Here is a 13,516-nt window from a genome sequence, read left to right on the forward strand (position 1 = left end):
CGCAAGGTCGGAATCTCGTGCAGCGCTTCTTCCATCGCCGGATCGCTCAACGCATACCACTGCTGCAGCAGATGAATCCGCAACATTGTCGCCAATGCGTACGGCTGTCGACCGGGCCGCCCCGACACCGGGTAGTGCGACACGATCAGTCCGAGCAGTTGCTGCCACGGAACAACCTGCTCCATCTCGGCCAGGAAGATCTCGCGCCGGGTCTGCTTGCGCTTGCCCAGGCCCTCAGCGTCACCGAACGTCAGCTGCATGGATGAATCCTCTACATGAGGCGGTAGTGTCGCGCATCTGTGGTGAGTTGATCAGACCTTTCCTAGTTCGCCTGCGAATCCGCCGTCGTGAACGTGCCTAGGAACGCGATCAGTTGCTGTTGCTCTGTGACAGTCAAATTGATGGCCATTCCGCGACTCAGGCTCCGGTAGTAGATTTCACGCTCAACTGCTTCCCGTAGCGTGGCAATACTCCCGTCGTGCATATAGGGAGCTGTCAGGGCGACATTGCGAAGCGTCGGTGTTCGAAAGGCTCCCAGGTCCAAGGGGCGTCGCGTCACCGCAAATCGTCCAAGCTCGGCAACATCGGCGTCTGAGAGCACTACATCGCCGATCGGCTGACCTTGCCTTTTCGCATCGTCTAGGCGCCTCAGCATTCCTGCAACATCGCCGGCGACCTGTTCAAAACCAACACCAGTGTGATGGTAGAGCTGGTCTGTCAAAGCTGCAGGCGTACCGGCAAGTGTATGGCAGCCAGCACATGCAGCCTTGCCACGGAACAAGGCAAGGCCAGCGGCTTCTTCCTCACTGAGAAGCGAAGGTGTAGTGACGCTGAGATCGTATCGCGTGGCAGGCATTGGGAGTGAGCGCAGGTATGCTTCTATAGCAATACCAAGACGCTCTTCGTTAAGTGATGCGACCCCGAAGCTTTCCTGCGCAAGTGACTTGTAGCGATCCTGTGTATTGATCTGGTCTAAGAGAGAATAAAGACCTGAATTTCCCATCTCTTTGGGATTCGTCAAGGGTTGCAAAACCGCAGCATCGAGCTTCCTTTCGCGCCCGTCCCAAAATAACTCCGAGTAGAGTCGTACCTCGGGTAATCCTGGAGCATTCCGGGTGCCGCTTCTACCGTGAACACCAACAGAGACTGGGCGTCCATCGGTGAAAGATTTTGCAGCGACGTGACAGGTCGCGCAGCTTACCTGCCGATCTAGGCTCAGCGAGCTATCAAAAAAGAGAACTTTCCCAAGCTCCGCCTGCTTCGACGCTCGCATGTTCGGAGTGGCATCAGGAGTGCATCCGAACAAAAGCAATGTCGTCGCTAGGATCCCCCATAGCATAAGGCGTCGGTGCTGGCGGCGCATGATCCACACGACGAGTCCTCCTTGACTTTAGGCCCCCATCTTACCTGAGCAGTTTGGTGCCGCGTCCAGCCCTTTGGCACCCCCTTGTATCGCTGGGTGCGCGACAAATGCCGCCGCTTGACACAAATCTCCCCATCTGTCTTTACTATGTGCGTTGAAGATTTGCCAAGGGAAGGCATGGTGGCGCGCTCAATGTTCGCGCCCGAGTGCTGTTGGACGCATCAGCACATCAACTGAGTAGAACGGGCATGGAAGTTCCGCAACGTGGGGTTCGACTGCACCTTGGACGGTATCTCGGTTTCCTGAGTCAACCGCTGTCCTCATGTTTTCAGAAGGTCGAGAGGGTATTGCCCTTGAGCCTTCGAGCCATCATTTTCTTCGCGCTGCTGTTCTGTACCTGCGCGGCATTAGCGACTTCCTTTGTCTATGATAGCAATGGCCGCCTGGTTGCCGTAACCAATGACGCGGGCGCGGCCGCACGCTACCAGTACGACAAACTTGGCAATATCACCAAGATCGAGCGTTTTCAGGCAGGTGACCTTGCCATCTTCGATTTCTCGCCGCGTCATGGTGGCCCAGGTGACTTGGTCCGCATCAGCGGTCAAGGATTCAGTGCGACTGCTAGCCAGAATGCGGTCACTTTCAATGGCGTCGCCAGCAGTGTCTCAGCTGCATCAACTTCTTCTCTCACCGTGGCTGTGCCGAACGGAGCAACAACTGGGCCGCTCTCAGTCACCGTAGGGACCAAGAGCGCACGCACTACCGATAATTTTACGGTCGATGCGCAAGGCCGTTTGCCGCAGATCAGCTCAATCACGCCGCGGATTGCATCGGCCGGTACTGCCATTACTGTCGTTGGCAAATCCCTGCAGCCCATTGTTGGACAGACAAGCACAAGGCTAGGGTTGCGCCCGGTTGTATTGAGTCAAGTAAGCAACACTCAGCTTGTCTTCCCTGTGCCAGCCTCGGCCGGAAGCGGAAAGGTCTATGTCACGACTCCTTATGGAACGGCAACCAGTGCGGATGACCTTGTCGTTGTCCCAGCGGATATCGATGCTGCCGAGGTAAAAGGGGCGATTCGTCTGGCCGTCGATGGCGGTGCTCAAAACATCTCCACCACCACGACTGGGCAGCGAACCGCCGTCTTGTTCGATTCCCGTGGTGACGATTACCTGAGCGCACAGTTCTCTGCAATTGGCGCTGGCACTGTTGACTATGCCTTGTACGGTATGGACAACAAACGTCTCGCGTGGGGTACTGCCTCGGCCGGCACCCCTAGCTTTCATATGCCCAAGCTCAAGGGTGCGGGAACGCATCTACTAGTGCTGACTGCCAAGTCGGCACCGCTTAGTTTGAATTTGCAGATCGAGCGCGCTGCAACACTGGCGCTTGATGGCGCGTTGCAGAGCGTCGTGACTACAATAGCCGGGCAGAGCAAGCGGCTGTTGCTGGATGCCCAGTCTAACGTGCCGCTTGGGCTGGGGCTCGCTGAGACCGCAAATCCTGTGGCGTGGGATACGGCGACCGTCAATGTCTATGGACCAGACGGTGGCCAGGTTGCTTTCCAGCAATGCGCTCAGAAGAACAACGGCTGCAGCTTGAATGTGTCTGGGCTGCAAACGGGTCGGCACACCGTCCTAGTCACACCCGCCGCTGCAGGTACCCGCCTACTCGGATTCCAGACTGCGTTATCGACAGACAAGCAGGCGACTCTGACACGTGACACCGCATATGCCTTGGCGCTAGGTAGGCCGGGTCAAAACGGGCGGCTGCTCTTTTCGGGCGCTGCGGGTGAAACCTTAGGCTTGCTTGTATCCGGACAGGCCACAACTCCTGTCGGAAGAACGGCCTACTACCGTATCTACAGCCCAGACGGTGCGCTATGGAAGTCGGTGGCTGCTATCACGGGCGTGGCCATGAACTTGTCCTTGCCTGCCGCTGGCCAGTATCAGATCTTTGTTGATGCTGAGTTTGGTGAAACGCTACAGGCGCAAGTGAAGCTCTCCACGGGCACTACGGGCATTGTGCTGGATGGCGCGAGCCAAAATTTCCTTACGACTTCGCCTGGGGAAGGGGTCTATTTCACCATCACTGCTAGCGCCGGTAAGAGTCTCGGCCTAGGCATCAGCGGGCTGGCGATCACGAACGGCACCACCGCTGCAATCAATGTCTACAAGCCTGATGGCAACCTACTTGCCAACACCGTTTGCTACGCGGCTAATGATGGTTGTGATGTGAACCTCCCCAACCTCGGGTCGGGTGTGCATGGTGTTGAAATCCTGCCGATGGCGGGCGAGCAGACAATGCGCTTCAACGCTACGGTCTCATCGGATCTTTCGATCGCAATGGGGCGCAATGTCGCAACTCCGCTTGCGATTACGAAGCGGGGCCAGAATGCGCGGCTGGCGTTCACTGCGACTGCCGGAGAAGTAATCGCGCTGAAGATCATGGGTCAAACAGCGACGCCGGCGGGCAGGGGTGTCTACTACCGAGCGTATCAACCCAACGGCGCTGGTATTGCATCGGGATATGCCTCCAACGAAAAGACGCTGCTGATTGACGCGCCGGTGGCGGGTAACTACCAGGTGCTCGTTGATCCAGAATACGGTGCCACTGCTTCTGCTTCACTGATGTTGCAAGCAGGTGTCCTCGGAGAGATGGAGCCAGATGGCAGCATTGGCCAGTATCAGACAGTGGCTGGTGCAAGCGTCTCATTCACTATTCCTGCCTCCGCAGGTAAGCACCTGGGCTTTGGCCTGAGTCACTTGGAGGTCAACGCAGGAACGCATGTCCGTATCAATGCATATGCTCCTAACGGTTCGAGTCTTAGCAGTGAAACATACTGCTACGTTGCCAATGGCGGTTGCGACATTGATTTTTACAACCCTGTTGCTGGTAGCTACAGCATAGTCGTAAGGCCTGCAACCACATCGCAAACGATGAAATTTAGAGCGACGCAGTCCTCTATATTAACTACTGGTCTATCACATAATAATCCGCTCACTATGAGCCTTGATCGTCGCGGTCAGGATGCGCTGATGACGTTCAACGGTACAAAGGGCGAAACAGTCGCATTGCAGATTGCGGGCCAATCCACTGTGCCCGCGGGGAAATCTGTCCGATACGAGGTTTACAAGCCGAGTGAACGCAGACGGGGTTATTACATCGATCTGATCACGCCTGAGACGGGCGGAGCAATGAATCTTTCGCTTCCGGAGACGGGTACCTATTGGGTATTGGCGGATCCAGACTACGGTGCTGCCACCACTGCACAGGTGACCTTATCCACGGGCAACACCAGTGGAATGGTGAACGATGGTGCAGCAGCAGAGTTCGCCGGGAGCCAGCCGGGACAGACGGCCCATTACAGGATCGAAGCAACGGCGGGTCAGCACTCAGGGTTCGCGGTGAGCGACCTAATGCTGAGTAGCGGAACATACGTCAGGGTTTATGCTTATGCGCCAAATGGGGCCAGCCTTGGAAACGATACCTACTGCTACGTCGTGAATGGCGGCTGTGATATCGATATTTACAATCCTGTAGCAGGAGCCTATAGCGTGCTGGTTGTGCCTAGCAGTACAGAGCAGAAAATGAAGTTTAAGGCGACATTATCGTCAAGTGCCCAATCTGTCTTGTCGCCTGACGTGCCGTCTATGCTCAGTCTTAATCGACGCGGTCAGGATGCGTTGATGACGTTCAACGGTACAAAGGGCGAAACAGTTGCATTGCAGGTTGCGGGTCAATCTACCGTGCCGGCAGGTAAATCTGTCCGATACGAGGTTTATAAGCCGAGTGAGCGCAGACGGGGTTATTACATCGATCTGACCACGCCTGAGACGGGTGGAGCAATGAATCTTTCGCTTCCGGAGACGGGTACTTATTGGGTGGTCGCAGATCCCGATTACGGCGCTGCTACAACTGCGCAGGTGACTCTATCGACAGGAACGAGTGCTGGTCTGCGGCAGGACGGAACTCCTACTTCGGTGGAGACGGCACTTCCTGGTCAAACAGCTTTCTTCCGCATTAATGCTACTGCTGGTCAGCATCTTGGATTCGGGTTGAGTGACCTAGTCCTGAGTAGCGGGGATTATGTGAGGATTTACTCATATGCTCCTGACGGGTCCGGGCTTAGCAACGAGACGTACTGTTATGTCGAAAATGGTGGATGCGATATAGATATTTATAATCCTATCGCAGGGACGTATAGCGTGCTTGTTGTTCCAGCTGGCCTGGAGCAAGCGATGCAATTTAATGCAACATTGTCGTCAAGCGCCACGGCCCAGTTAGTGCGCGATACGCCGATAGCACTTGAATTGAATCGTCGTGGTCAAGATGCGCTAATGACCTTCTCTGGAGTCAAGGGGGAGAGCCTAGCACTGCAGGTGGCTAGCCAATCTACCTACCCTTCAAGTGGATCTGTCAGGTATAGAGTCTATAAGCCAAGTGATCGTCGAGTTGGTTACTACATCGATAGTTTGACGGTAATGACAGGCGGCGCTTTAAATCTGGTACTTCCCGAGACGGGAATCTACTGGGTGTCGGCAAATCCGGCGTTTGGCGCAACGGCTACTGCACAGGTAACCCTGTCAACTGGTACGACAAGTGGAATGGTGCAGGATGGTGCCGTAGCTCAGTTCACGGCTGCACTGCCTGCACAGTCCGCTCACTTTCGATTTGAAGCGAATACCGGTCAACATCTTGGTTTTTCTGTGAGTGATCTTGCGGTAAGTAATGGTACCTACGTACGGATCTACGCTTACTCGCCGAGCGGGGCAGCTATGGGTGATGAGACTTACTGCTACGTTTCAAACGGCGGCTGCGATATTGATGTTTATAATCCTGTTGCAGGAACTTACAGTGTGCTGGTGGTGCCTAGCGTTGAAGGGCAGATGATGCAGTTCAAAGCGACGCTGTCGTCCAGCGTGTCTGCTGTTCTAGCTCGCGGCATCCCGCTGGGGCTAAATCTATCTCGTCGTGGTCAAGATGGTTTGCTTACCTTCTCTGGAACGCAAGGAGAGAAGCTGGTGTTGCAGATCGCAGGGCAGACCACGATGCCAGCCGGAAGGTCAGTAAGCTATCGCATTTACAAGCCAAGTGACCGTAGGAGTGGTTACCAAATAGCTTCGGTCGTTCCAGTAACCAGCGGAAGCGTGACTCTTACACTTCCGGAATCTGGCACCTACTGGATTTATGCGAACCCAGGCCTGGGCAGTACGGCAACTGCCAGTGTCACGCTCAATAGCGCCCCGTAGGACCGGATAGAAAAAAAGGCGAAGGACAATGCGGAAAGGAATATCCATGATCACGTCCTGGTTTGGCGGTAGCGGCAAGTCCTTTGTATTTGGGCTACTTATTGGGTTGGTGTCCGTCGGAAGTTCGGTCGGGCACCTGGAGGCAGCATCTATCCCGACTGCTCAGCCTAGCGTTGCCCGTGCCGGCAGCAGCGAGCCCGTGCTGGCAGGACGAGAACAGCGCTTGTCGTTGGCCACTGGCCAGCAGCTAAAGCTCGCTTCAGACGGATCGTCCCTTTCCGTTGGTGCTTTGAACGGGTCAGGCATGACACGTACTCACCGCTTACCGGAGCATCGCCTCAATCCGAGTGTTGTTCTGCTTCCAAGCGGGCGGGTATTGATCTGGGGAGGCACGGACCTCCAAGGGCACCTTTTGCGCGATGGCTTATGGTTCAACCCTGGCATCCAGACGCTTGAGCCGGCGCATGACTTGACGCTTTCGCCACGTGCGGGTCATAGCGCCACGGTTCTCAGCGACGGACGAGTGCTCTTCGCCGGAGGCAAGACGAACGATAGCAAGCTGGGTGCCGAGCTATGGGACGAGGTCAGCAACCGTGCTCTCTCCTTGAGTGAAGAGACGTTCATCGACAGGATGCAGCACTCGGCCTCGTTGCAGGCAGATGGGCGTGTACGTCTCTTAGGCGGTCGTGACAGCGATGGCCGTGTTGTAGCTCGCGAGTTGGTGTTTGGCGCTACCGAAGGGCGCTTCACGCAGGAGGTCCGCGCAGGTGTAGACCGACAGCCTGCCGGTCTGGCTGGCTCTATGCCAGCACAAGGTGACCAGGAGGTTTCGCCAGAGCAACGCCTGTCGGTGCGGTTCACGCAGCCTGTCCGGATGGCAGATCTGACAACGGAAAAGGTCACCCTGGTTGGTCCAGGTGGCGCAGTATCGGTTGCGGTCTCGCCGGTCGAAAACGGGCGCTTGGTCTTCATTGACCCAGAGCGTTCGCTATTCCCGGGCTCGCACTACACCTTGATGATCGATGGTGTTCGTACCGCGTCGGGCCAACTGCAGCCGCTGGTCGCGATTGACTTCGGCACAGCGACACTGGATGCATCAGGCCAGAAGACTCCAGTCCTGCCTGCGGAGGCAGATCAAGATGATGCAACCCATGCAGTGACGGGTGTTAGTGGTGGCAAGGATGGTTGCAAGCAAGACCAGTCCGGCTATCAACCATGCAGGGCCCACGGTCTCGTTGAAGACGGAGTCTGGTACCCAGGGCGGGACAATACCGACAGCCGCTGGCGTATCTACGGTGAGAGCCTGGCAGTTGAAAAGAGTGAGTACGCCTCGCGCAGTGCGGCCCGGCATAAGCTCACCGCCATCCGTGGGCGCGTGGTGCGTGTCGACCAAATGCCTGTTGCAAATGTCGAAGTAAGCATTGGTAGCACAACAGCGCGCACCAACGCGCACGGCTGGTTTGCATTATTCGACGTACCATCTGGCCACCAGGAGCTCTACGTCGACGGCAGTACCGCTAATCACTCGGGTGAAGAGTACGGCCAGTTCGTGGTCGGTGTGGAAGTCAAGCAGGGTCAGTTGAACGAGCTGCCCTACCTGATGCATCTGCCAAAGATTAGTGTCCGGGACAAGATCCGGATTCCCTCACCACTCCAACAGGACATGGTAGTTGGTCATCCGGACATCCCGGGGCTTGAGCTGCATATTCCCAAAGGCACGGTGATTCACGACCGCAAGGGGCGTTTGGTCAACGAGCTGGCGATCGTCCCGACGCCGGTCAATCGCGCGCCATTCCCGGTGATGGAAAACCACCCGATGGCGTTCACCGTGGAGCCCGGGGCTGCGCAGGTGCGGGGATTGGTGCCTGGCGCCAATAACGGCATCCGGGTGTACTACCCGAACTACGATGGCTACAAGGCAGGCACCGAAGCCAACTTCTGGATCTATGACCCGACCGAAGGTTGGCGCGTCTACGGCCGGGGCAATGTGTCCGAAGATGGCCGGCATTTCGTGCCCGAACGTGGTGTGGCGCTGCACCAGACCATGGGCGGGATGTTCAGTGTTCCTGGGAACGATCCACCCAGCGAATGGGGTCTTGCGGCAGATAACTCAGGTGAATGCGGCTGCAGTGGCGATGCTGCCATCGCAGGCGACCCGATCGATCTCAAGACGGGCGAGTTCACCCACGCCGAAACCGACGTCGTCATCAGCGATATCGTTCCGATCACGATCTCGCGCAACTACCGGCCGCATGACCTCAAGCGTCGCGAGTTCGGCATCGGCATGTCGTGGAATTGGGGCTACACGCTCAATCGCCCCGATACCACTAACTACGACGTCATGGACCTCGTCCTCCCGAACGGGTCGTCTGTTCGCTTTGACCGAATCTCGGGAAGTGGCAACCAGGGAGAATGGCGACAAGCTGGATCCAATACCCGTTTTGCGGGCGCCTTGCTCAAGACTGTCTTCGATTCCGATCCGACCCAACCCTGGGGACGCGCATTCTTGCTCACCTTGCGCGACGGTTCGCGCATGCAGTTCTCCAGCTGGAACGATATTCGCGTCCGCTGGATCGAGGATCGCTATGGCAATCGGACAACGTTGGCGTACACCGCAGGGCTGGTATCCAACATCATCTCGCCGACTGGGCGCTCTGTGGCGATCGAGTACGACGCGAGCAACCGGATCAAGACCTTACGCGACCATACCGGTAGGCAGTGGTCATACGCCTATGACGCCAACGGCCTGCTCTCCAAAGCGACGTACCCGGACGCGACATTCAAACAATACAACTTCCAGGTTCGTCTGCAGGGCAGCACACTTGCTCAGCACCGGATTGAGTCGATCGTCAACCAGCGTGGCCATCGCCTGCTGTTGAACGAATTTGAAGTCGTCAACGGTGTTTCCACTGGTCGGGTGATCAGGCAGACGCAGGCGGACGGCGGCAAGATCAGTATCGACTACGCCCACGTGGTCGATGGCGTCAGCGGCACGCTGGTCACCGAACCGGATGGAAGCAAGCGGCGCATCGTCTTCGATGCCGCCACTCCTTACCCAGCGTCAGAAACGTCTGCCTATGGCACTGCCAGGGCGCAAACCGTCACCTACCAACGTAATAGCTATGGTCAGTTAACGGCTAGCGTCGATCCGTTGGGGCGTCGGATCGAATATGTCTACAACGCCGACGGTCAGACGACGCAGGTCACATCGCTACCCGGCACTCCGAAAGCACGCGTGGTTCGCATGACCTACAACGCCGACGGTGATCTCGCCACGATCACCGATCCGTTGAATCGGGTGACCCGCCTGACCTACGCCAATCGTTGTGTGGCGTCGGTAACCGATCCGCTGAATCGCGTCGCGACCTTCCAGTGCAACGCGGCTGGACAGCTTGTCAAATCGACCGATCCGCNACCCGCTTGGACGGACGATCCGCTTCCGCCATGACTCGCTTGGCCGTCTGATCGCAACTGAAGATCCCAGTGGCAATGTCACTCGTCGCGAGTACGACGCGATGGGCCGGGTGAAAAGGGTCATTGATGCCCAGGGCGGTGCGATTGATTATGGCTTCGACGCTAACGGCAATGTCGATGCTGTATTGCTTCCGAATGGCAACGGAATCACCTACACCTACGACCAACGCGACAGGCTACTGACCCGTACCGATGCGAAAGGTGTGGTCGAGTCATGGACCTACGATCTCGCCGATCGGGTCAAGACCCACACCGATCGCATGAAGAGGGTGGTCAGCTTCCTTTATGACGAGTTGGGGCGTGCAACGACAACGACCTATCAAGACGGCAACACCATCACAGCAACCTACGACGCAGGAAATCGCCTGCGCACGTTGGTCGATACTGCAGCGGCAGGTGCATTGAGTTGGGACTACGACGATTATGACGCAGTCGTTGCTGCGTCCACCCCTCAAGGCAATGTCACTTACGCGTACGACCTTGTAGGGCGTCGCAAGGAAATGTTGGCGGCGGCCCAGCCGAAGGTTGAATACACCTACGACAACGCTGATCTCCTGCGACGGATCACCCAAGGCACGGAAACCGTGCTGTTTGACTATGACGATGTCGATCGTCTGAGTTTGGCAACGCTACCCAACGGGGTCGCGGTTGCTCACACCTATGACAATGCCGACCAGCTGACCGGACTGGCCTGGCAAAAGGCAGGCCAAGCTTCTATTGGCAGTATCGGCTATGGCTACAACCCGCTTGGCCAGATCGTCGCCCAGACCGGCGGTTTCGGTAGTCAGGCGCTACCGGCTGCTAGCACAGGTACAAACGGCTTCGATGATGCCAACCGGCAGTTGAGCTACAACAGCCAAGCCCTGACCTACGATGACAACGGCAACCTGCTTTCGGATGGCACGCGCACGTATGTCTGGAACGTCCGTGATCAGCTTGTCCAGATTAAGCAGGGCACGACCTCGATTGCCAGCTTTGGTTACGACGCGTTGGGCCGCCGCTTCAGCAAGACAGAGAGCGGAGCGACCACTAGTTACCTGTACGACGGCCAGAACGCCGTGCAAGAGAAGGTCGGGACCACGGTCAATCCGATCCTGACAGGTTTGGGCGTTGATCAGCGTTTCGCGCGCAACGATGCCAATGGGCGGACGTACTACCTGACCGACAACTTGGGTAGCACGCGTGCGCTGACCAACGCCACAGGTGCTGTCGTCCGCCGCTACGACTACACACCGTATGGCCAGGCCCAGGCCACTGGCGGTAGCTCAGACAATCCCTACCAGTACACCGGCCGCGAGCTCGACAAGAGCGGATTGCAGTACTACCGAGCGCGCTACTACAGCCCAGAAATGGGCCGCTTCATCAGCGAGGACTCCTACGGATTCGCGGGCGGCGATGCAAACTTCTACGCATACGCGCTGGGCAACCCAGTCAGCTTCAATGACCCCTCCGGACACTTTGCGTGGTTTGCCATCCCAGTCATCTGGGCTGTCATCGAGGCTGGCTTGTCAGTCTATGATGCGTACGACACTGGCAAGACGTTGATGGACCCATGTGCTAGCACAAACGAGAAAGCTTTAACTGCTGGAATGTTTGTTGGTGGAATGTTTTTGCCTGGCGGGGGCTATGGAAGTGCAACGAAAGGGGCGTTGAAGAGAACTGGCCCAGTAGGAGTCGTCCCAAACCGCCACAACGCAAATGTGATGGTCAGGGGGCCTGGTGGAGAGGTTCTGAGCCATGACAGACTTGTGAGTGGGAACATGACACCTGCAGAGCAAGCCCTTGGATTTCCAAGAAACACTCTGGCTTCACATACAGAGGCTCGTGCTGTACAAAGCATTCCGCTCAAGCAAGGGGACACAATGACAATCACTGGTCAGAGGCCACCCTGCCCATCCTGCAAAGGTTATATGAATAGAGCAGCAGCAGAAACGGGCGCAACAATCGAATACCAGTGGCGTGCGGGAGGATCAACGCAGCGCTGGACGGCAACTGGAAACTGAGGTGGATAAAATGTATTCTTTTAATGCTAAAGATATTTCTGTGGAAGATGATGGGTATGCAGTGGTTGTTGGGCTAGTTGACGATCCAAGTAATCCATCTAAATTTTTAATCCTGCAAAGGACCAAGTTCCCTGACGCTCAAGACAAAGCATTGGGCCTGGATAAAATGCATATAGAAATAGCTGGTGAAAAATCAAGATATGGAGGGGTTGAGTGTATAGAAATTAAAGGAATTAAACTGAAGTTAAATATTTCAAGCGCAGCAAGAAGTGAACTTGAATTAGAGGGCGATATTGAGGTGAATTTGCCTGAAGAGGCGGAAATGGAGAAGCTAAAGAAGTCGCTTGCAGAAATGTGTCAAGCTGATGGAGTAAAGTTTATTAAGTAGTTTTTTGGATGCTGTTATTTTGTCGAACCCTATAATTCAACTCCAGTTAAAATTAGAAGTCTGTGGTCAATATTGAGTGCCGAACTCGGCGGGCGTTAGTCCGCCCGAACCCTCTTGGGGTATCTGTTGGTTGTTGTCGGCCAGCCACTGCTTGGTCTGCTCGCAAACTTTGCTCAGCGTGCGGAAGAGTTGCATGTCCATCACGCCACACCGATAGCTCCTATTGAAGCGTTCAACCGGTTAGGCGGCGTAGGTGGAGTTTGAAGTCGTCAATGGCATTTCCACTGGTCGGGTGATCAGGCAGACGCAAGCGGACGGCGGCAAGATCAGTATCGACTACGCCCACGTGGTCGATGGCGTAAGCGGCACGCTGGTCACCGAACCGGATGGAAGCAAGCGGCGCATCGTCTTCGATGCCGCCACTCCTTACCCTGCGTCAGAGACATCTGCCTATGGCACTGCCAGGGCGCAGACCGTCACCTACCAACGCAATAGCTATGGTCAGTTAACGGCCAGCGTCGATCCGTTGGGGCGTCGGATCGAATATGTCTACAACGCCGACGGTCAGACGACGCAGGTCACATCGCTACCCGGCACTCCGAAAGCACGCGTAGTTCGCATGACCTACACCGCCGACGGTGATCTCGCCACGATCACCGATCCGTTGAATCGGGTGACCCGCCTGACCTACGCCAATCGTTGTGTGGCGTCGGTAACCGATCCGCTGAATCGCGTCGCGACCTTCCAGTGCAACGCGGCTGGACAGCTTGTCAAATCGACCGATCCGCTGCAGCGCAGCCAGCAATTGCACTACGAGGGCTACGACCTGGTCGGCGTGACCGACCCGCTCAGACGGACGATCCGCTTCCGCCATGACTCGTTTGGCCGTCTGATCGCAACTGAAGATTCTAGTGGCAATGTCACTCGTCGCGAATATGACGCGATGGGCCGGGCGACGTCCCCCCGATTTTGAGTAGCACCGCAGTTTGGAGTCCAATTCCCTACCCGACGGAGATTGGACGTGAAGAAACGTTTT

At 56.4% G+C, this 13,516-nt stretch carries 7 protein-coding genes and 1 pseudogene; 5 read left to right on the forward strand and 3 right to left on the reverse strand.

Annotation, left to right across the window (positions count from 1 at the left end):
- Both XcodCFBP4690_RS21430 and XcodCFBP4690_RS21435 read right to left on the reverse strand, forming a co-directional pair.
- Window positions 1-260: transposase (locus XcodCFBP4690_RS21430; protein ID WP_146092005.1), on the reverse strand; the 260-nt coding region annotated here is incomplete at its 3' end.
- A 62-nt stretch (window positions 261-322) separates the two neighbouring features.
- A complete protein-coding gene (locus XcodCFBP4690_RS21435; RefSeq protein WP_104544256.1) occupies window positions 323-1,363 on the reverse strand; it encodes a cytochrome-c peroxidase in 1,041 nt (346 codons plus the stop codon).
- A gap of 248 nt (window positions 1,364-1,611) precedes the next feature.
- On the opposite strand from XcodCFBP4690_RS21435, the gene XcodCFBP4690_RS21440 reads away from it, so the two are divergent.
- From XcodCFBP4690_RS21440 to XcodCFBP4690_RS21465, 4 genes are all read left to right on the forward strand, one after another.
- Window positions 1,612-6,615: an IPT/TIG domain-containing protein gene (locus XcodCFBP4690_RS21440; RefSeq protein WP_104544258.1), complete on the forward strand. Its 5,004-nt coding sequence runs from the start codon at window positions 1,612-1,614 to the stop codon at window positions 6,613-6,615.
- A 631-nt stretch (window positions 6,616-7,246) separates the two neighbouring features.
- Window positions 7,247-10,028: DUF6531 domain-containing protein (locus tag XcodCFBP4690_RS23490; protein ID WP_430523619.1), on the forward strand; the 2,782-nt coding region annotated here is incomplete at its 3' end.
- 561 nt (window positions 10,029-10,589) lie between these two features.
- Window positions 10,590-12,092, forward strand: a complete 1,503-nt coding sequence (locus XcodCFBP4690_RS23230) for an RHS repeat-associated core domain-containing protein (RefSeq protein WP_104544266.1) — start codon at window positions 10,590-10,592, stop codon at window positions 12,090-12,092.
- A gap of 10 nt (window positions 12,093-12,102) precedes the next feature.
- Entirely contained in the window at window positions 12,103-12,480 is a 378-nt protein-coding gene (locus XcodCFBP4690_RS21465) for an Imm10 family immunity protein (RefSeq protein WP_146092009.1), read from the forward strand.
- A 66-nt stretch (window positions 12,481-12,546) separates the two neighbouring features.
- Here the strand turns inward: XcodCFBP4690_RS21465 and XcodCFBP4690_RS21470 are convergent.
- Window positions 12,547-12,717, reverse strand: a pseudogene (locus XcodCFBP4690_RS21470) (integrase core domain-containing protein); the annotation flags it as partial.
- 16 nt (window positions 12,718-12,733) lie between these two features.
- On the opposite strand from XcodCFBP4690_RS21470, the gene XcodCFBP4690_RS21475 reads away from it, so the two are divergent.
- A complete protein-coding gene (locus XcodCFBP4690_RS21475; RefSeq protein ID WP_104544264.1) occupies window positions 12,734-13,453 on the forward strand; it encodes an RHS repeat protein in 720 nt (239 codons plus the stop codon).
- The last annotated feature ends 63 nt before the right edge of the window (window positions 13,454-13,516 follow it).

The sequence above is a fragment of the Xanthomonas codiaei genome (assembly GCF_002939785.1).
GTDB lineage: Bacteria > Pseudomonadota > Gammaproteobacteria > Xanthomonadales > Xanthomonadaceae > Xanthomonas > Xanthomonas codiaei.

Excerpts from the sequence above, each read along its gene's own strand:
- XcodCFBP4690_RS21435 (WP_104544256.1), bottom strand. The coding sequence starts at position 1,363 with ATGCGCCGCCAGCACCGACGCCTTATGCTATGGGGGATCCTAGCGACG.
- XcodCFBP4690_RS21440 (WP_104544258.1), top strand. The coding sequence starts at position 1,612 with ATGGAAGTTCCGCAACGTGGGGTTCGACTGCACCTTGGACGGTATCTC.
- XcodCFBP4690_RS23230 (WP_104544266.1), top strand. The coding sequence starts at position 10,590 with ATGTTGGCGGCGGCCCAGCCGAAGGTTGAATACACCTACGACAACGCT.
- XcodCFBP4690_RS21465 (WP_146092009.1), top strand. The coding sequence starts at position 12,103 with ATGTATTCTTTTAATGCTAAAGATATTTCTGTGGAAGATGATGGGTAT.